The sequence below is a fragment of the Archangium sp. Cb G35 genome, assembly GCF_001896145.1.
Classification (GTDB): domain Bacteria; phylum Myxococcota; class Myxococcia; order Myxococcales; family Myxococcaceae; genus Archangium; species Archangium violaceum.
In genome coordinates this window covers 148201-168620 of the sequence record NZ_MPOI01000019.1, presented here as the reverse complement: position 1 = coordinate 168620, position 20420 = coordinate 148201, and the positions used below count along the sequence as shown (strand labels likewise).

The 20420-nt window shown below is 71.8% G+C and carries 7 protein-coding genes; 6 read left to right on the top strand and 1 reads right to left on the bottom strand.

Features of this window, described 5'->3' with window-relative positions; genetic code table 11:
- The first annotated feature begins 2 nt into the window (after positions 1-2).
- Both BO221_RS45255 and BO221_RS45250 read left to right on the top strand, forming a co-directional pair.
- A complete protein-coding gene (locus BO221_RS45255) occupies positions 3-14702 on the top strand; it encodes a non-ribosomal peptide synthetase (RefSeq protein ID WP_073567144.1) in 14700 nt (4899 codons plus the stop codon).
- Complete coding sequence (locus BO221_RS45250) at positions 14699-15466, top strand: SDR family NAD(P)-dependent oxidoreductase (RefSeq protein WP_073567143.1); 768 nt, start codon at positions 14699-14701, stop codon at positions 15464-15466. The genes BO221_RS45255 and BO221_RS45250 overlap by 4 nt, the downstream gene beginning before the upstream one ends.
- Here BO221_RS45250 and BO221_RS45245 read toward each other — a convergent pair.
- Positions 15463-16347, bottom strand: a complete 885-nt coding sequence (locus tag BO221_RS45245) for a prephenate dehydrogenase dimerization domain-containing protein (RefSeq protein WP_073567142.1) — start codon at positions 16345-16347, stop codon at positions 15463-15465. The two genes, BO221_RS45250 and BO221_RS45245, sit on opposite strands and share 4 nt — an antisense overlap.
- Before the next feature lie 6 nt (positions 16348-16353).
- Between BO221_RS45245 and BO221_RS45240 the strand changes: the two genes are divergently transcribed.
- The 4 genes from BO221_RS45240 to BO221_RS54460 all read left to right on the top strand — a co-directional run bounded on the left by BO221_RS45240 (position 16354) and on the right by BO221_RS54460 (position 20229).
- Positions 16354-17157, top strand: a complete 804-nt coding sequence (locus tag BO221_RS45240; RefSeq protein WP_198956316.1) for an SDR family NAD(P)-dependent oxidoreductase — start codon at positions 16354-16356, stop codon at positions 17155-17157.
- Between the two features lie 206 nt (positions 17158-17363).
- Positions 17364-18356, top strand: a complete 993-nt coding sequence (locus BO221_RS45235; RefSeq protein WP_073567140.1) for a class I SAM-dependent methyltransferase — start codon at positions 17364-17366, stop codon at positions 18354-18356.
- 63 nt (positions 18357-18419) lie between these two features.
- Entirely contained in the window at positions 18420-19871 is a 1452-nt protein-coding gene (locus BO221_RS45230; protein WP_073567139.1) for an FAD-binding oxidoreductase, read from the top strand.
- A 151-nt stretch (positions 19872-20022) separates the two neighbouring features.
- Complete coding sequence (locus tag BO221_RS54460; protein WP_143196058.1) at positions 20023-20229, top strand: hypothetical protein; 207 nt, start codon at positions 20023-20025, stop codon at positions 20227-20229.
- The last annotated feature ends 191 nt before the right edge of the window (positions 20230-20420 follow it).

Sequence of the window (20420 nt, the reverse complement as noted above, 5' to 3'; positions counted from 1 at the left end):
CGATGACCCCCTTCTCCACCCTCGTCGACATCCTCCGGACCCGCGCCTCCCAGACCCCCGATCGCACCGCGTACACGTTCCTGATGGACGGCGAGTCGGAGGCCGTCTCCCTCACCTACGCCGAGCTGGACCGGCGGGCACGCGCCATCGCCGCGAACCTCCAGGCGGCAGGTGCCGCCGGCGAGCGCGCGCTGCTGCTGTTCCCGCCGGGGTTGGAGTACGTGGCCGCCTTCTGGGGCTGCCTCTACGCGGGCGCCATGGCCGTGCCCGCGTATCCGCCGGACCCCATGCGGCTGGGCCGCACCCTGCCGCGGTTGCAGGCCATCATCTCCGACTCGCGCACCCGGGTGGCGCTCACGACGCGGGCCATCCTCGACTTCTCCGAGATGGTGTTCGCCGAGGCGCCCGAACTGCGCGCGCTCAACTGGGTGGCCACCGACGAGGTCTCCGCGAGCGGAGAGGACGCCTGGCGCGCGCCGGGGCTGGACCGCTCCACGCTCGCCTTCCTCCAGTACACCTCCGGCTCCACCAGCACGCCCAAGGGCGTCATGCTGACGCACGGCAACCTGCTGGAGAACGAGCGGATGATCCAGTCCGCGTTCGAGCACGACGAGCGCTCCATCGTCGTGGGCTGGCTGCCGCTGTACCACGACATGGGACTCATCGGGAACATGCTCCAGCCGCTGTACCTGGGCGTTCCCTGCGTCCTGATGTCGCCGATGGACTTCCTGCAGAAGCCACTGCGCTGGCTCCAGGCCATCTCCACCTACCGCGCCACCACCAGTGGCGGACCCAACTTCGCCTACGACCTGTGCGTGCGGAAGATCTCCCCCGCCGAGCGGGAGACACTGGACCTGCGCAGCTGGACGCTGGCCTTCTCCGGCGCGGAGCCGGTGCGCCGCGACACGCTGGATCGCTTCGTGGAGGCGTTCGGACCGTGCGGCTTCCGCCGAGAGGCGTTCTACCCCTGCTACGGCCTGGCCGAGGCCACCCTCATCGTCAGTGGTGGCCGCAAGGCGGAGCCGCCCCTGGTCCGTGGTTTCGACACCCGCGCGCTGGCGCGTGACAGCGCCGTGCCCTCGAGCGGGCCGGACGCGCAGCCGCTGGTGGGCTGTGGCCAGGCGCTCCCGAGCGAGCGCATTGCCATCGTGGACCCCACCACGCTCGCGTCCTGCGCGCCGGGCAAGGTGGGGGAGATCTGGGTCGCGGGCCCGCACGTGGCCCAGGGCTACTGGAACCGGCCACAGGAGACCGAGGCGGCCTTCCGCGCCACCCTGCCCGGCGGCGATGGCCCGTACCTGCGCACCGGGGACCTGGGTTTCCTCGACGACGGCGAGCTGTTCGTCACCGGCCGGCTCAAGGACCTCATCATCATCCGCGGCGCGAACCACTACCCTCAGGACATCGAGCTGACGATGGAGCGCGCCCACCCGGCGGTGCGCCCCGGCTGCGGCGCCGCCTTCGCGGTGGATGCGAATGGCGAGGAGCAGCTCGTCCTCGTGGCGGAGGTGGACACGCGCCGAGAGCCGGACACCGACGCCCTCGGCGCCGCCCTGCGAGACGCGGTGGCCCGCGGACACGACCTCACCGCGCACGCGGTGGTGCTGCTACCGCCCGGCTCCATCCCCAAGACCTCCAGCGGCAAGATCCAGCGCCGCGAGTGCCGCGCGGGCTTCCTCGCCGGTACCCTGCCCGCGCTCGCCACCTCCACCCTGCCGCGCACCGCAGCCGCCCCCGCCGAGACGAAGGCGGACACCACGGATTTCGTCGCCTACCTGCGCGAGGTGCTCGCCACCGCGCTGCGCATGCCCGCCGCCCAGGTCCGCACGGATCTAGCGCCCGCGGCGCTCGGCCTGGACTCGCTCGCCGCGGTGGACGTGCAGCACCGGCTGGATGAGGACCATGGCGTGACGCTGCCAGCGGCGGCGCTGCTCCAGGCGCCGAGCCTGGACGCGCTCGCGCGGGAGCTCCAGGCGGCGAAGGCGGCGCGAGCCGAGGAGCCGGCACTCACCCACCGCGAGGCCACCTCCGAGCGCGCGTTGTCGTTCGCACAGGAGCGGATGTTCTTCGCGGATCAACTCGAGCCGGGGGGCTCGCTCTACAACGTGCCCGCCTCGCTGCACCTGAAGGGGCGGCTGGACGCGGCCGCCTTGGGGCGCGCACTGGGCGAGGTGCTTCGGCGGCACGAGGCGCTGCGTACCACCGTGCGCGTGGTGGAGGGCCACTCGGTGGGCCACCTCCAGCCCGCGGGGAACTTCGAGTTGCCGCTGGAGAGCCTGGAGCACCTGACGCCCCGCGAGCGCGAGGCCGAGGTGGAACGGCACGTGCGCGAGGATGCGCGGCGGGCGTTCGACCTGGAGCACGGACCGCTGCTGAGGGCCCGGCTGCTGCGGTTGTCGGCGGAGGATCACGCGCTCGTCCTCACGCTGCACCACATCGCCTGCGACGGCTGGTCCATGGGCGTGCTGCTGCGCGAGCTGTCCGCGCTCTACACGGCGTTCGCCGTGGGCGCCGCCTCTCCGCTGCCCGAGCCGCGCCTCCAGTACACGGACGTGACGTCGTGGCAGCGACGGCGGTTGGAGGGCGGGCTGCTGGAGCGGCAACTCGCGTTCTGGCGGGAGCAGCTCCGCGGAGTCCCGGCGGTGCTGGAGCTTCCCACGGATCGCCCCCGCCCTCTGGCGGCCACCCGGCGCGGCGGCAGGCGGACGTTCAAGATTCCGGCCTTCGTGACGGACGCCCTCCAGGGGCTGGGCCGCCGTGCCGCCGTCACGCCGTATGTCACGCTGCTGGCCGCTTTCGACGTGCTGCTGTCGCGCTATACCCGGCAGACCGACGTGGTGGTGGGCGCTCCGGTGGCCAACCGCGCCCGCGCGCAGTCGGACAAGCTCATCGGCCTCTTCGTCAACACGGTGGCGTGCCGCGTGGACCTCTCCGGTGACCCCACCTTCCGCGAGCTGCTGGGACGTGCGCGCGGCGCGGTGCTGGGCGCCATGGCGAACCAGGACGCGCCTTTCGAGCGTGTGGTGGAAGCCGTCGGAGCGCCGCGCATGCCGGGCCGCATGCCGCTGGTGCAGGTGATGCTCTCGTACGAGAACGTGCGCCTGCCGGAGCTCAAGCTGGGCGACGTGGAGGCCCGGCGGCTGGAGACGGACACCGGCGCGGCGCAGTTCGACCTCGCCGTGGACCTGGAGCCAGCCGGCGAGGGCATCCGCGGCGCGGTGGAGTACAGCGCCGACCTGTTCGACGCGGCCACCATCGACCGGATGATGAGCCAGTTCGTCACCCTGCTGGAGGCGGCGGTGCGCGACCCCGACTCGCCCATCAGCAAGTTGCCGCTGTTGCGCGAGGGTGACAAACGCCGGTTGCTCGACACCTGGGCCGGGCCGCGCACGCCCCTCCAGCCCGGCCTGACGCTGACGCGCCGCTTCGAGGAGCAGGTGGATCGCACGCCCGACGCGCCCGCGCTGGTGTTCCAGGACAAGCGCCTGAACTACCGGGAGCTGGACGAGCGCGCCAACCGGCTCGCCCACGAGCTGCGCGCCCAGGGCGTGGGCCCCGACGTGCTCGTGGCGCTGCTGCTGGAACCATCCCTCGAGACGGTGGTGGGTATCCTCGGCGTGATGAAGGCCGGCGGCGCCTACGTACCGTTGGATCCATCGCACCCGGCCAGCCGGCTCGCGTCCATGCTGGCGGACAGCGGCGCTGCGGTGGTGCTCACGCAACAGGCGCTGGCGGCCGCCACCGCTTCGCATCCCCGCGTGCTGCGGATGGATGCGGAGGCGGATCAGGCTCGCCTCGCGCAACGCCCGGCCTCGCGCCTGGCACCCGGCACCGTGGGCGAGAACCTCGCCTACGTCATGTACACGTCCGGCTCCACTGGCGCGCCCAAGGGCGTGATGGTGCCCCTGCGCGGCGTGGCCAACCTGATGGAGGTGATGGCGCGCGCCTACGGCGGTCCGGACAAGCGCATCCTCCAGGGCGCCTCCCTGACCTTCGACACCTCGGTGGAGGAGATCTTCGTCGCGCTGCTGTCCGGGGCGACGCTGTACCTGGCGCCTCGCGAGACGTTGCTGCCCGGCCCCGAGCTGGTGCGGCTCCTGCGCGAGCAGCGCATCACCGCGCTCAACGAGACGGCGTCCGTGCTGGCGCTGCTGCCGTCGGACGGGCTGCCGGATCTGGAGGCGGTCATCACCGGCGGCGAGCTCTGCACGGCGGACATCGTCGCGCGTTGGCAACCGGGCCGGAGGTTCATCAACGTCTACGGCCAGACCGAGACGACCATCGAGGTGACCACCGCCGAGTGCATGCCCGGGGGCGAGCCGCCTCTGGGCCGGCCCGTGCAGAACACGCGGCTCTACCTGCTGGACGAGACGCTGGAGCCAGTGCCCGAGGGTGTGCCCGGCGAGGCGTACATCGCGGGCGAGGGCATGGGCCGCGGCTACTTCGGCCGGCCGGACCTCACCGCCGAGCGCTTCCTGCCGGATCCGTTCTCCTACGAGCCGGGTGCGCGCATGTACCGCTCGGGAGATCTGCTGCGCTACACGCGCGACGGCCGGCTGGAGTTCCTCGGCCGCGTGGACGAGCAGGTGAAGATCCGCGGCATCCGCACCGAGCCCGCCGAGATCGCGGCGGCGCTGCGCCGGTGTGCTGGGGTGACCGAGGCCGCCGTCGTGCTGCGCGAGGACGGGGCACGCGGCCCCATTCTGGCCGCCTACGTGGTACCGGCCGCCGGGGCCACGCTCGATGCGGCGGAGCTGCGGCAGCAGCTCGAGCAGGTGCTGCCAGACCACATGGTGCCGGGCGCGTACGCGTTCCTCGCGTCGCTGCCACTCACCACCAACGGAAAGCTGGACCGCCGCGCCCTGCCCGCGCCCACCATCACCGTGGAGCCCGAGCGCGCCTATGTGGCGCCGCGAACGCCGGTGGAGGAGATCCTCGCCGGCATCTGGCGCGAGCTGCTGGGAGTGGAGCGCGCCGGAGTGGAGGACGACTTCTTCGAGCTGGGCGGGCACTCGCTGCTGGCCACGCGGCTCGCGGCGCGCGTGCGGGTGGCGCTGGGCGTGGAATTGCCGCTGCGGACGCTGTTCGAGGAGCCCACCATCGCCGGGCTGGCGCGCCGCGCCTCGGAGGCGCTGGGGTCCGCGGTGCCGCCCGTCGAGCGGGGGCCGCGCGATGGAGACCGGCGTGAGCTCTCCTTCGGCCAGGAGCGGCTGTGGTTCGTGGACCGGCTGGAGCCGGGAAACACCGCGTACAACCTGGCCGGCGCGGTGCACCTGCGCGGGAGCCTGGATCGCGAGGCGCTGGTGCGCGGCATCCGCGAGGTGGTGCGCCGCCACGAGGCGCTCCGCACGTACTTCCGCGAGGAGCAAGGCCGCCCGGTGGCGGTGGTGGCTCCCGAGGTGGGAGTGGAGGTTCCCACGCTCGACCTGCGCGGACTGCCGCCGGGCGAGCGCGAGGCGGAGGTGTCGCGGCTGGCGCGTGAGGAGGCGGTCCGCCCGTTCGATCTGGGCACCGCGCCGATGCTGCGCTTGCGGCTGCTGGAGCTGGACGAACGCGAGCACGTGCTGCTCATCGCGATGCACCACATCACCACGGACGGCTGGTCCACCGAGCTGTTCGTACGTGAGCTGGCGGCGCTCTATGGCGCGTTCCTGGAGGGAAAGCCCTCGCCGCTGCCGGAGCCGGCGCTGCAGTACGGCGACTTCGCCGCGTGGCAGCGCCGCTGGCTGTCCGGCGGAGAGCTGGAACGGCAGCTCGCCTTCTGGAAGCGCGAGCTCGCTGGCGCGCCCGACGTGCTCCCCCTTCCCTCGGATCGCCCGCGGCCACCGGTACGGACGAGCCGGGGCTCCACCGCCACCTTCCGCGTGCCGGCCCCGGTGACGCGCGGCCTGCGGGAGTTGGCGCGCCGTGAAGGCGCCACGCTGTTCATGACGCTGCTGGCCGGCTACCAGGCGCTGCTGGCGCGGTACTCGGGCCAGGACGACGTGGTAGTGGGCACACCCATCGCGGGCCGCCGCGGCGTGGAGCTGGAGGGGCTGATCGGCTTCTTCATCAACCAGCTCGCGCTGCGCGCGGACCTGGGCGGCAACCCCACCTTCCGTGAGGCGCTGGCGCGGGTGAAGCAGCGCGCGCTGGGCGCGTTCGCCCACCAGGACGTCCCCTTCGAGCAGGTGGTGGACGCACTCGCGCCCGCGCGCGACTCCAGCTTCAGCCCGGTGGTGCAGGTGGGCTTCGCCTTCCTCAACTACGCGGAGGAGTCCTTCTCGCTGCCCGGCCTGTCGCTGTCCATCGAGGAGCTGGAGCGCGGGGCAAAGCTGGACCTGACGCTCGAGCTGCGCGAGGAGGGCGACGGCCTGTATGGCGTGCTCACCTACAGCACCGACCTGTTCGAGCGGGAAACCGTGGAGGGCATGGCGCGCCACCTGACCGCGCTGCTGGCGGGCGTGGCGGCGGCTCCGGACACCCGTCTGTCGGCGCTGCCGCTGCTCCCGGATGAGGAGCGGCGCCAGGTGATGGTGGATTGGAACGCCACCACGCACGGGCGGGCCCCCGAGGGTACCGTGGCCGGCCTCTTCGAGGCACAGGCGGCGCGCACTCCGGACGCACCGGCGGTGACGTTCGAGGGTAGATCGCTCAGCTACCGCGAGCTAGACGCGCGCGCGGACGAGCTGGCGCGGGCGCTGCGTGGGCTGGGCGTGGGCCCGGACGCACGCGTGGGCCTGTGCGTCGGGCGCTCGGCGGAGGCAATCGTGGGCCTGCTGGGCGTGCTGAAGGCGGGCGCCGCATACGTGCCGCTCGACCCGGCGCTCCCACGTGAACGGCTCGCGTACATGCTGGAGGACTCGGGCGCGGAGGTGCTCGTCACCGAGTCGCGCCAGGCCGGCGCGCTGCCGCCCGCCCGTCACGTGCTGTGGCTGGACCGGCCACTCCCGGCGTCCAGCCCGGTGGAGCCGCGGACCCCGCCCTCCGAGCAGGGCCTCGCCTACGTCATCTACACCTCCGGTTCCACCGGCCGTCCCAAGGGCGTCGCCGTGGAGCACCGGCAGATCATCCACTACGTGCGGGGCATCGTGGAGCGGCTGGGCCTGCCCGAGGGCGCCTCCTACGGCCTCATCTCCACCCTCGCGGCGGACCTCGGCCACACCTCGCTGTACCCCTCGCTGTGCACCGGCGGCTGCCTGCACCTCATTTCCGAGGAGCGGGCGAGGGATCCGCGCGCGCTCGCCGCGTACCTGCGCGAGCACCCGGTGGACGTGCTGAAGATCGTCCCCTCGCACCTGGAGGCGCTGCTGGGCGCGGAGGACGCGAGGGACGTGCTGCCGCGCGCCCGGCTGGTGCTCGGCGGTGAGCCCTTCCCGTGGGAGCTGGTGGAGCGCGTGCGCGCGCTGGCCCCGGGGCTCGTGGTGTTCAACCACTACGGCCCCACCGAGACCACGGTGGGCGTCACCACGTACCAGGTGGACGGCGCGCGGCCGGGTTCCGCCACGGTGCCCATCGGGCGGCCCAATCCGGACACGCGGCTCTACGTCCTGGATCGCTGGATGAACCCGGTGCCGCCGCTCGTGCCGGGCGAGCTGTACATCGGCGGCCGGGGCGTGGCGCGTGGTTATGGCGCGCGTCCCGATGCCACCGCCGAGCGCTTCGTGCCGGATCCGTTCTCCACCGAGCCGGGGGCGCGGCTGTACCGCACCGGAGACCTGGTGCGCCAGCTGCGTGACGGCGCGGTGGAGTTCCTCGGCCGCATCGATCAGCAGGTGAAGATCCGCGGCTTCCGCGTGGAGCTGGGAGAGATCGAGGCGGCGCTGCGTGCGCAGCCGGGCGTGGGCGCCGCGGTGGTGGTGGCGCGGGAGGATCGCCCCGGAGCGAAGCGGCTGGTGGCGTACGTGACGCCCGAGGGAACTCCGCGCGCGGCAACCGAGCTGTCCGCGGCTCTGCGCCGCAACCTCCCCGACTACATGGTGCCGGGTGCGTTCGTGTGGCTGGACGCGTTGCCGCTGTCGCCCAACGGCAAGGTGGACCGCCGCCGGCTGCCCGCTCCCGCCGCCACGCCGGATGACAGCACTCCCGAGGCGTTCCGCACGCCGACGGAACAGACGCTCGCCGCCATCTGGAGCGAGGTGCTCGAGTGCGGCCCGGTGCGGCGCACGGACAACTTCTTCGAGCGGGGCGGCCACTCCCTGCTGGCCATCCGGGTGCTCACCCGCGTGCAGCAGATGTTGGGCGTGCAGCTCCCGGTGCGGGTGCTGTTCCAGGAGCAGACGCTGGAGCGGCAGGCCGAGGCGGTGGACACCGCGCTGCGCTCCCGCGCGGGCACGGCGCTGCCGCCACTGGAGGCACGCCCCGCGAACGGGCCCACGCCGCTGTCCTTCGCGCAGGAACGGCTGTGGTTCCTGGACCGGCTGGAGCCGGACAGCACCTCGTACAACATGCCGGCCGTCGTCCGGCTGGATGGAGCACTGGATGTCCCGGCGCTGGAGCGCGCCCTCTCCGAGGTGCTGCGGCGCCACGAGGTGCTCCGCGCCTTCTTCGTGGAGCAGCAGGGCCGGCCCGCCCAGGTGGTGCGTCCGCACGTGCCGCTCGAGCTGCCGGTGGTGGAGCTGCCACGCGACGAGGCCGAACGCGCCGCTGGCGAGGAGTTGCGCCGCCCGTTCAAGCTGGACGAGGGTCCACTGCTGCGCGCCCGCCTCTTCCGCGTGGGTGCGGAGGAACACCTGCTCGCCGTCACCATGCACCACATCGTCTCGGACGGGTGGTCGCTGGGCGTCATCGTGCGCGAGCTGGCCGCGCTCTACGAGGCCTTCACACGCGGCGCGCCGTCGCCCCTGCCGGAGCTGCCGCTGCGGTATTCGGACTTCCCGCGCTGGCAGCGCGACTGGCTCCAGGGCGAGGCACTCGACACGGAGCTGCGCTACTGGAAGGAGCGGCTCGCGGGGGCACCAGCCTCCATCGATCTGCCCACGGACAGACCCCGGCCCGCGGTGCTCCGCTACCGTGGCGCCTTCCGGCCGGTGCGAGTGCCCGCTGCGCTCACTACCGCGCTCGAGGCGCTGGGCCGGCGTGAGGGTGCCACCCTGTTCATGACGGCGCTCGCCGCCTTCAACGTGCTGCTATCGCGTTACAGCGGCCAGCGGGACGTGTGCGTCGGCACGCCGGTCGCGGGACGGGACCACGTTGGCACGGAGGGGCTGGTCGGCTTCTTCGTCAACACGCTGGTGCTGCGCACGGACCTCTCCGGCACGCCTGGCTTCCGCCAGCTCCTCTCGCGCGTGCGCGAGTCCGCCCTGGGCGCCTACAGCCACCGCACCCTGCCCTTCGGCAAGCTGGTGGAGGCACTCAATCCAACGCGCGACACCAGCCGCTCACCGCTGTTCCAGGTGATGTTCACCCTGGACTCCTCGCCGGTGCGCGACGTCCGCCTGGGACAGGTGCGCATGCGCCCCTCCCCTGTCGTGGACACCGGCGCCGCCCAGTTCGATCTCTCGCTGGACCTCGACACGGTGGACGGCGAGCTCTCCGGCCGGCTGGAGTACAACACCGACCTGTTCGACGACTCCACCATCGACCGGATGGTGGGCCACTTCCTCGCGCTGCTGGAGGAGGTCACTCGCACGCCCGACGCACCGCTGGACCGTCTCGCGATGGTGCGAGGGGCGGAGCGCCGCACGCTGCTGCGCGACTGGAACGCCACCGCCGCGCCCGAGGCCGGCCAGGGGTGGATCCACGAGCGCATCGCCGCCCAGGCGGCGCGCACGCCGGACGCGGTGGCCCTCCAGTTCGAGGGAACCCACCTCACCTACCGCGAGCTGGACGAGCGAGCGAACCGGCTCGCCCACCACCTGCGCTCGCTGGGCGTGCGCGAGGAGGACCGGGTGGGTCTGTTCCTCGAGCGCTCCCTGGAGTTGCTGGTGGGCATCCTCGGCACGCTGAAGGCCGGCGCGGCCTACGTGCCGTTGGATCCGTCGTACCCGAAGGACCGGCTCGACCACATGCGCCGGAGCGCCGGCATGCGCGCGCTGCTGACGCAGGAGAAGCTGGCACCGGGGCTGGACGCGCCGGGTGTCCCGGTGGTGCGGCTGGACGCGGACGCGGCGCGGCTCTCCGCCTGGCCCGCGCACGCGCCCGAGGTGAGGCTCCACGGCGACAATCTGGCGTACGTCATCTTCACCTCCGGCTCCACCGGCCAGCCCAAGGGCGCGATGAACAACCACCGCGCCATCAAGAACCGGCTCGAGTGGGCCCAGGCGCGCCACGGGCTGACCCCGGAGGACCGCGTCCTCCAGAAGACGCCCTTCAGCTTCGACGTCTCCGTCTGGGAGCTGATCTGGCCGCTGATGGTGGGCGCACGGCTGGTGATCGCCCCTCCCGGTGCGCACCAGGACAGCCGCGAGCTGGCACGGATCATCGCGTGCGACGGCATCACCCTCACGCACTTCGTGCCCTCCATGCTGCGCGTGTTCCTCGACGAGCCCGAGGCGGCCCGGTGTGCCGGCCTGCGGGGCGTCATCTGCAGCGGCGAGGCGCTGCCCGCGGATCTGACGGAGCGCTTCCACCAGCGGCTGGGCGCGGAGCTGCACAACCTGTACGGCCCCACCGAGGCGGCGGTGGATGTCACCGCCTGGCAGTGCCATCCCGGTGACCGCCGCGCCAACGTCCCCATCGGCAAGCCCATCTCCAATGTGGGGATGTACATCCTCGACGGTGCGCTCGAGCCGGTGCCCGCCGGAGTGCCGGGCGACCTGTACATCGGCGGCGTTGCGCTTGCGCGCGGCTACGTGGGCCGTCCGGACCTGACGGCGGAACGCTTCATCCCGGATCCGCACGCCACCGAGCCCGGTGCCCGGCTGTACCTGACGGGCGATCGTGCCCGCTACCTGCCGGACGGGAACATCGAGTTCCTCGGCCGCGCGGACCATCAGGTGAAGCTGCGCGGATTGCGCATCGAGCTGGGAGAGATCGACCTGGCGCTCGCGGAGCATCCGTCCGTGACCGAGGCGGTGGTGCTGGTGCGTCCGAACCAGGCGGGAGAGCCCATCCTGGCGGCGTACGTGGTGCCCGCGGGCACGGCGCCGGACGTGGGCGAGCTGCGGTCCCACCTGGAGGCGCGGCTGCCTCCGTACATGGTGCCAGCGGCGTTCATGTTCCTGGCGGAGATGCCGAAGAGCGTCAACGGCAAGCTGGACCGGCGCGCACTCCAGGCCATGGAGCCGCACTCCCCCGCGGGCCCGCTCACCCCGCCGCGCACACCCATGGAGGTGCTGGTGGCGGGCGTGTGGAGCGCCGTGCTGGGCCACGAGCACATCGGCGTGGAGCAGGGCTTCTTCGACCTGGGCGGCCACTCGCTGATGGCGACGCAGGTGGTGGCACGGCTGCGTGACGCGCTCGGCGTGGAGGTACCGCTGCGCGCGCTGTTCGAAGCGCCCACCCTCTCGCGCTTCTCCGCGCGGGTGGAGGAACTGTCTCGCGGCCTGCGCCGGGCGGCGGATCTGCCGCTACTGCCGGTGGCGCGTCCGGAAGGCCATGCGCCGCTGTCCTTCTCGCAGGAGCGGCTGTGGTTCCTGGAGCAGCTCGTCCCGGACACCGCCGTCTTCAACCTGGGCGGCGCGGTGCGGATGCGCGGGCGGCTGGATTCGGCCGCGCTGGAGCGGGCCATCCAGGGCGTGGTGCGGCGCCACGAGGTGCTGCGCAGCCGCTTCATCCAGGTGGACGAGCGCCCGGTTCAAGTGGTGGAGCCCCAGGCGCACGTTCCGCTGCCGGTGGTGGACCTGAGCGGCGTTCCGTCCGAGCGGCGCGAGGCCGAGGTGGAAGCGCGGATGCGCGAGGAGGCGTGCCGCCCGTTCGACCTCACCCGCGCGCCGCTGCTGCGGCTGACGCTGCTGAGCTGCGAGGAGGAGCAGCACGTCCTGTGCGTCTGCATGCACCACATCATCTCGGACGGCTGGTCCATCGAGCTCTTCGTCCGCGAGGTGGCGGCGCTCTACGACGCTCAGCGCTCCGGCGTGGAGGCGGCGCTGGAACCGATGGCACTGCAGTACGGTGACTTCGCGCACTGGCAGCGCCAGTGGCTGGGGGGCGAGCAGCTCGCCAGCCAGCTCCAGTACTGGAAGGAGCACCTCACCGGGGCCCAACCCTTCCTGGACCTGCCCACCACGCACCGCCGCCCGCCCGTGCAGACGTTCCACGGAGCGGAGGCCACGTTCGTCCTCTCCCCGGAGCTATGGGACGGCGTGCGCGAGCTCAGCCGCCGCTCGGGCGTCACGCCCTTCATGACGTTGTTCGCGGCCTTCAACGTGCTGCTGTCCCGCTACGCGCGGCAGTCGGACGTGGTGGTGGGCATCTCGGTGGCCAACCGCACGCGCGCGGCCATGGAAAAGCTCATCGGCTGCTTCATCAACGTGCTGGCGGTGCGCACCGACCTGTCCGGCTCGCCTGGCTTCCTGGAGCTGCTGGGCCGCGTGCGCACGGGCCTCCTGGGCGCCTACGCCCACCAAGACATCCCCTTCGAGCGGCTGGTGGCCGAGCTACAGCCCCCGCGGGATCTCAGCCGCACGCCCATCTTCCAGGTCATGTTCGACCTGAAGAACTTCGACCGCTCCGCGCTCGCGCTGGAGGGGCTGGAGCTGGAGCTGGTGGAGATCGACCGCGGCAGCGCCAAGTACGATCTCACGCTCGGGATGAAGGAGGGCCCCGAGGGGTTGGTGGGCCACTGGGAATACAACACCGCCCTCTTCGACGCGGCCACCATCGCGCGGATGGCGGGCCACCTTCGGAGCCTGCTGGAGGTGCTGGTGGCCCGGCCCGAGACCCGGGTGGACGCGGTGCCACTGCTCTCCGAGGAGGAGCGCCGGCAGGTGCTGGCCTGGAGTGGCCCGAATCGCCATTTCGAGCCGCGCGAGGGCCTCCCCCAGCGTTTCGAGCGTCAGGTGGAGAGCGCGCCCGCCGCCATCGCGCTGGTGGACGGCGAGCGGCGCTACCGCTACGACGAGCTGAACCGCCGCGCCAATCAGCTCGCGCACGCGCTGCGCCACCGGGGCGTGGGCCCCGACACGCTGGTGGGCCTGTACACCGAGCGCTCGGCTGACACCGTCGTCGGACTGCTCGCCATCCTCAAGGCCGGTGGCGCCTACGTGCCGCTGGATCCGGCCTACCCGCCCGATCGCGTGGAGATGATGCTGGAGGACAGCGGTGCCCGGGTGCTCCTCACCCAGCGCGCGCTCACCGGCCAGCTCTCCCGCCCGCCGCCGGAGGTGCTGCTGCTGGACGACGAGGCCACCTTCACGGGCCCCGCGGACAACCCCGCCCCAGCGGCCTCGCCCGGGAACCTCGCCTACGTCATCTACACCTCGGGCTCCACTGGCAGGCCCAAGGGTGTGCCGGTGACCCATGGCAATGTGGTCCGTCTGTTCGATGCCACCGGCCGCTGGTTCCGCTTCGACGAGCGCGACGTGTGGACGCTGTTCCACTCGTTCGCCTTCGACTTCTCCGTCTGGGAGATCTGGGGCGCGCTGCTCCACGGCGGCCGGCTGGTGGTGGTGCCCGCGCACGTCGCGCGCTCGCCCTCGGACTTCTACGGGCTGCTGTGCCGCGAGCAGGTGACGGTGCTCAACCAGACGCCCTCGGCGTTCCAACACCTGATCGCCGCGGACGAGGCCTCCACTCCGCTGCAGGCGCTGGCCTTGCGGCTGGTCATCTTCGGCGGCGAGGCGCTGGAGCTGGGCTCGCTCAAGCGCTGGTACGAGCGCCATGACGACTGGGCGCCGCGCCTGGTGAACATGTACGGCATCACCGAGACGACCGTGCACGTCACCTACCGGCCCATCTCCGCGATGGAGATCCGCCAGCCGATCGCCAGCGTCATCGGCGCGCCCATTCCCGACCTGCGGCTCTACATCCTCGACGAGCACCTCCAGCCCGTGCCGGTGGGCGTGTTCGGGGAGATCCACGTGGGCGGTGCCGGCCTGGCACGCGGCTACCTGAATCGCCCCGAGCTGACGGCGCAGCGCTTCGTGCCGGATCCCTTCTCGGACGTGCCGGGCTCACGGCTGTACCGCTCGGGGGACCTGGCGCGCTTCCTGTCCAACGGGGACGTGGAGTACCAGGGCCGCGCGGATCTCCAGGTGAAGATCCGCGGCTTCCGCATCGAGCTGGGAGAAATCGAGGCGGCGCTCGCGCGTGAGCCCTCGCTGCGCACCAGCGTGGTCATCGTGCGCGAGGACACCCCGGGCGACAAACGCCTGGTGGCCTACGCGGTGCCGGCGGGTGAGCGCCCCGCGGTGGCGGAGCTGCATGCGTCACTGCGCAAGCGGCTGCCGGACTACATGGTGCCCACCTTCGTCTTCCTGGACGCGCTGCCACTCACCAGCAACGGCAAGGTGGATCGCCGCGCGCTGCCCGCCCCCAGCAGCGAACGTGCCGGGGACGAGTCCTTCGTGGAAGCCGCCAACCCCACCGAGGAGGTGGTGGCCAAGATGTTCGCCGAGGTGCTGCGCGTGGCGCGCGTGGGCACGCGGGACAACTTCTTCGAGCTGGGCGGGCACTCGCTGCTGGCCGCGCAGCTCGTCACGCGGCTGAAGAAGACATTCCAGGTGGAGGTGCCGCTGCGGACGCTGTACGAGTCGCCCACCGTGGAGGAGATCGCGCTGACCATCGAGATGATGCTGCTCGATGAGATCGAGAAGTCGGAGTCCGGAGGAAACGGGACATGAAGGTGAGCGAGCTGAAGGTGGTGGTGACGGGCGCCGCGGGCGGGCTGGGGCGGCACTTCTGCCTGTCGCTGTGCCGCGAGGGCGCCTCGGTGGCGGCGGTGGACCTGAACGCGGACGGGCTGACGTCACTGGCGCGCGACGCGGAGGGCCTGCCGGGGAAGCTGCGGACGTACTCGGCCGACGTCACCCGCCCGGAGGACACGGGCGAGGTGGTGAGGCGGGCGCAGGCGGAGCTGGGTCCACTCAACGGGCTGGTGAACAACGCCGGCATTGCCCGCGACGGGCGGCTGCTCAAGGTGGACGAGCGGCGCGAGGAGGTCCTCCGGATGCCGCGCGAGCAGTGGCAGAAGGTGCTCGACGTGAACCTCACCGGGCCGTTCTACATGGCGCGTGAGGTGGCGGCGGCGATGGTGGAGTCGAAGACGCGGCCCGGCATCATCATCAACATCTCGTCCATCTCCCGCCACGGCATCGTCGGACAGGCCAACTACTCGGCGGCCAAGGCCGGCGTGGCGGTGAGCAGCCGGGTATGGGCCCAGGAGCTGGCGCCCTTTGGCATCCGCGTGGTGGCCATCGCTCCGGGCTTCGTGCGCACCGGCCTCATCGGCGTGATGAGCCAGGAAGCACTGGAGGACGTCGTCTCGCGCGTGCCGATGGCACGGCTGGGCGAGCCGGAGGAGATCTACGCCGGCCTGCGCTTCTCCATCGAGTGCGACTACTTCAACGGCCGATGCCTGGACATCGACGGCGGACTGGGTGTCTAGCCCGGCTTGAACGGCACGGCGAACAGCCGGGCGCACAGGTCCCTCAGCACCGGGGCCTCACTCCCCAGCGGCTCCGCGCTCCGCGCGAACATCTCGCGGAACGCGTGCTCGTCCGCTACCACGCCCTCCAGCTTCCGCAGGCCCTCGGCCAGCGCTTCCCGTGCGGCGGGGGCGAACGGATTGGCCCGTTGGATCTCCCAATACACCTCCGGGTTGGCCCCGGTGATGCGGGCGAGCAGCCCCAGCAGCAGCCGGTGCGGCGGAGTGGTGGCATCGGAGATCCACCGGGGCTGGTAGTCGAGCTCGCGGAGGGCCAGCCCGAAAGCGAGCACCGCGGCGTGGGTGGCCGTCTGGATGCAGGCCATGGACCGGTCGTGCTCCTCGGCGGTGAAGGGCACCACGCGGCCGCCCCACCCCTCCATCAGCGCCACGAACTCGCGCGCCCTCTCCCCGCCGCGCTCGCCCACCACGGCGACGTTCTGCCCGCGGAAGGGGACGCTGGGGGCGAACAACGGGTTGATGCTGAGGAACTCCACCGCGCGCGCGTCGCGCCCGGCGCGCTCCACGATCTCCGACTTCACGGAGCTGGTGTCCACGAAGAGAGAACCGGGGCGCATCGCGGGGACGACGGTGCCGAGCGCCGCGAGGATCGCGGGCTCCGGGAGGGCGGCCAGCACGCAGTCCGCGCCGGCTGCCTGGCGCAGCAGCTCCGGCGAGGGCGCGCTCACGTCGGCGCGCAGGTACTCGGACATGGACTCGTCCGCGCGCGTCTCGCCGAGATCCGCGCCGGCGACAATCCGGCCTTCACCAGCGAGCAGGCGGGAGAACGCACGCCCGACCGCGCCGTTGGCGCCGAGCAGGAGAATGCGGGTAAGGGGCATTCGCGCATGATAATGAGCGAGACGATGCAGCGGGATACGAAAAGCAGCGGCCGGGTGGCGCTCGTCACCGGCGCGTCGAGCGGCTTCGGGCTGCTCACCTCGGTGGAGCTGGCGCGCAATGGCTATACGGTCTTCGCCACCATGCGGGACATCACCCGCCGCGGCGAGCTCGACGAGGCGGCGCGCGAGGCCGGCGTCGAGGTGCGGGTGCTCCGGTTGGACGTGACGGACGAGGCGTCCATCTCCAGCGCGGTGGACGAGGCGCTGCGGAGCGCCGGCCGCATCGACGTGCTCGTCAACAACGCGGGCTACACCCTGGACGGTTACTTCGAGGACGTGTCCTCGGCGGAGCTGCGCGAGCAGTTCGAGACGAACTTCTTCGGCCTGGCGGCGGTGACGCGCGCGGTGCTGCCCGCCATGCGCCAGCGCGGCGAGGGCACCCTCATCAACGTCTCCTCGCTCTCCGGGCGCCATCCGGGCCCCGGCTACTCCGCCTACTGCGCGTCCAAGGCGGCGGTGAGCGCGCTGAGCGAGTCGCTGCGCGAGGAGCTGGCGCCGTTCGGCATCCACGTGGTCCTCGTGGAGCCGGGTGGCTACACCGGGACGAACATCCTGCGGCGCAACCGCCGGCTGCCGGCCCTCGCGTTGAATCCGGCCTCGCCGTACCACCCGATGACGCAGGCCCTGGAGGCGGAGATGCAGGGGCTGGCCGCCAGGCCCAAGGGCAATCCGCGCGAGGTGGCACTCGCCATCGTCGAGGCCGCCAACGATCCGCGGGCCTGGCCGCGCCGCGAGCTGAAGGCGAAGTAGGCCCGGTTTCACCCTTCGCCAAGGTACTTCACGCTCCGTCCCGGTACCTGCACCAACCCACGCCCGGGCGGTATCCTCCTCTCGCTCCCGTGACATCCATGTCCCTCAGCTACCTCGCCCATCTCCGCTGCCCCCGCTGTCACGCCCCTCTGGCCGAAGCCTCCGGCGCGCTCCGCTGTCAGGGGTGCGAGCAGCATTACCCGCTGATGCAGAACGGCGCCTTCCCCGTGCTGGTGCCGGAGCCCAAGCCGTACCTGGCGGAGAACCTGACGCAGTTCGCGCGGTTCGGCCGCGAGCGGCGCGGGTTCGCGGGGATGATCGATGAGGCCCTGGCAGCGCACCCGTGGCGCGAGACGACGCTCCGGCCGCTCCACTCGGCGCTGCTGCGCAACCTGGAGACGACGGACTCGCTCGGGGCGGAGATCGCCGCGCAGCAGTCTCCAGAGGAGCACGCCGCGGCGGGTGGCGAGCCCCATGATCCCACGAGCGGGCAGGCCGATTACGGACCGGAGCTCCTCGGCTTCGTGCAGACGGACTGGTCCGACGCGCCGGAGATGGCCGCGCAGCGCGCCACCGTGATGGAGAAGGTGGGCGGAATGCTGGACCGCTTCTCCAGCGGAGGCCCCGCGCTGCTGCTGGGGGGCGGTGCCGGCCGCGCCTACTACGATCTCGCGCCCCGCTTCGAGCGGCTGATGGGCTGCGATCTCTGCTACACGTACGTCTCGCTGTATCACCGGGTGCAGCGCGCGCCGGTGCCGCTGGCGGAGATCCACTTCCCCACGATCGCGACCGATGTGGTGGCGACCCCCTTCGTGGCCCAGCGGCCGGCGGCGGCCGGCGAGCGCACGCACGATGCCTACTTCGTGGCGGACGCCACCCGGCTGCCGGTCGCGGACGCGTCGCAGCGCACCGTCATCTCCATCTACTTCAGCGACTGCGTCCCGTTCCCCGCGCTGGTGCGGGAGCTGCACCGGGTGCTGGAGCCCAACGGCACCTTCGTCAGCTACGGCCCCATGATCCACCGCTCGGTGCCGCCCACCGGGTGGTTCACGCCCTCGGAGGTGATGGCCATTGCGCGCCAGGCCGGCTTCGAGTGCGAGTTCCAGGAGTGGAGCGAGCTTCCGTTCCGCGAGTCCCCCCATCACGGCATCCGCACCACGCACCGCGTGTGGGCGTACACGCTGCGCAAGCGCGGCTGAGCCGGCGGCCGTTCCCCTTCTTCCAGAGCAACACTCCAGAGCAGCACTCCAAGGAGACGTTTCATGTCGTCCTCGTTCGATGTGGTGATTGTTGGCAATGGCGCGCTGGGGCACGCGACCGCGCGCGCCCTGATCTCGGCGGACCCATCCCTGAAGGTGGCGGTGGTGGGCCAGGCGCACCGGCCGACGGGCGCCTCGCCCGCCTCGGGCGCGATGCTCGGGACCTTCGGCGAGATAACGGCCCCGCTCATCCGCAGCCACTATGGCCGCACCAAGGTGGAACTGGCCGTCCGCGCCTCGCACCTGTGGGACGAGTGGGTGGCTGGCCTCAACGCGGAGCTGCCGGCCGAGCAGCGGCTGGAGATCAAGCGCGGCACCTTCGTCATCAACAACAACCTGTCCGGGCAGATCGAGGACGAGAACTACTCGGCCATCATCGCCACGCTGCGCAAGTACGAGGAGAAGTGGGAGGAGGTGGATCCCGCCGCCATCCCCGGGCTCCAGCCGGCCGCGGACAGCCGCCCGCTGCGCGCGCTCTTCATCCCGCGCGAGGGCACCGTTGACTCCGGCCACCTGCTGGCCGCGTACGGCGCGGTGGCGGGGCGCTCGCAGCGCCTGCGCGTGGTGGAGGACGGCGTGAGGACGCTGCGAATCAACAACGGCAAGGTAGAGGGTGTGGAGACGCTGGGAGGCGAGGTGCTCAACGGCTCGCACGTGGTGCTGGCGGCGGGCATCGGCACCCAGGGGCTGTTGGATCAGCACCCGGACCTGGCGCGGCGCATTCCCCGGCTGTTCGCGGGAGGCGGCACCTCGGTGTTGCTGGAGGCGGACGTGCCCATCACCCCGCACGTGGTGCGCACCCCCAACCGCGCCTTCGCCTGCGGCCTGCACGCGGTACCCCGCTCCGAGCGCACCGTCTACGTGGGCGCCACCAACCACATCACGCCCCGCCCGTTCGAGCGCGCCAACGTGAGCGACATGTACTTCCTGCTCGAGTGCGCGATGGATCAGCTCCACCAGGGGCACCAGTCCTCGCGGCTGGTGACGTGGAACTCGGGCAACCGGCCGGTGAGTATCGACGGGTGCCCGCTGATCGGGCCCACCTCGGTGTCCGGGCTGTGGATGCTGACGGGCACGTACCGCGACGGCCTGCACCTGTCCCCGCTGCTGGCGCAGGACATGGCGCGGCGGATCCTCGGCCGCGAGCCGCTGTACGAGAACCTCTTCGCCCCGGAGCGCCAGCCCATCTGCACGCGCACCCGCGAGGAGGCGATCGAGGAGGGCATCCGCCACTACGAGGCGGTGGGCTACGAGCACCGGATGACCATCCCGCGCGTGGGCTGGCACGTCACCTTCCAGCGCATGTACCGGAACACGCTGGCCAGTGTGTATGACGCCCTCGAGTCCGACTACGTGATTCCGCCGGAGTTCGTTCCCATGATCGACAACGATCGCAAGCATTGGGTACCGTTCCTGCGCGAGTACTACCGCAACATCAAGGCGGCCCACGGATAGGAGCCCTTCTCTGCATGGACATTCCCCGCGTCCTCGATCTCTATGACCGCCAGCTCCGCCGCGATTTCCGCCTGAACGAGCCGGGGGTGTTGGTCGAGTACGCGGAGGGAATCACCCGGGTGGTCGGTCCGGGCGCGGAGCCGCACGACAATTGTGTGCTCTACGCCCGCGGCGCACCCGGCTCCGCCGAGGCATCTACCAGGTGCTGGTGGCCCTCCGGGCCGAGCAGGCCCGAACGTTGGGCTACCAGGACCTCACGGTAGATGCGGGCCCGGAGTCACGGCCCATCCTGGAGCGGCTCGGCTTCCGCGTGGCCACCCTGACCACGCCGTTCATCTGGCATGGCGGCAGGATGTAGAGGGGGCTCGGTCCCCTGACTGCTCCTGGAGTCCAGCGCTCGGGCCCCTACGTCTTGTCGGGGACATTCGGTTGCACCTACGCTCCGGGCACCTGCGCACCCTCACGGAGGGTGTACCCGATGACGTTGCACGCGAGGGCCAGGACCTCCCCTCCAGCTCTCAGTCCGACGATTCAACCAAGAAGGACTCC

Excerpts from the sequence above, each read along its gene's own strand:
- BO221_RS45255 (WP_073567144.1), top strand. The coding sequence starts at position 3 with ATGACCCCCTTCTCCACCCTCGTCGACATCCTCCGGACCCGCGCCTCC.
- BO221_RS45250 (WP_073567143.1), top strand. The coding sequence starts at position 14,699 with ATGAAGGTGAGCGAGCTGAAGGTGGTGGTGACGGGCGCCGCGGGCGGG.
- BO221_RS45245 (WP_073567142.1), bottom strand. The coding sequence starts at position 16,347 with ATGCCCCTTACCCGCATTCTCCTGCTCGGCGCCAACGGCGCGGTCGGG.
- BO221_RS45240 (WP_198956316.1), top strand. The coding sequence starts at position 16,354 with ATGATAATGAGCGAGACGATGCAGCGGGATACGAAAAGCAGCGGCCGG.
- BO221_RS45235 (WP_073567140.1), top strand. The coding sequence starts at position 17,364 with ATGCAGAACGGCGCCTTCCCCGTGCTGGTGCCGGAGCCCAAGCCGTAC.
- BO221_RS45230 (WP_073567139.1), top strand. The coding sequence starts at position 18,420 with ATGTCGTCCTCGTTCGATGTGGTGATTGTTGGCAATGGCGCGCTGGGG.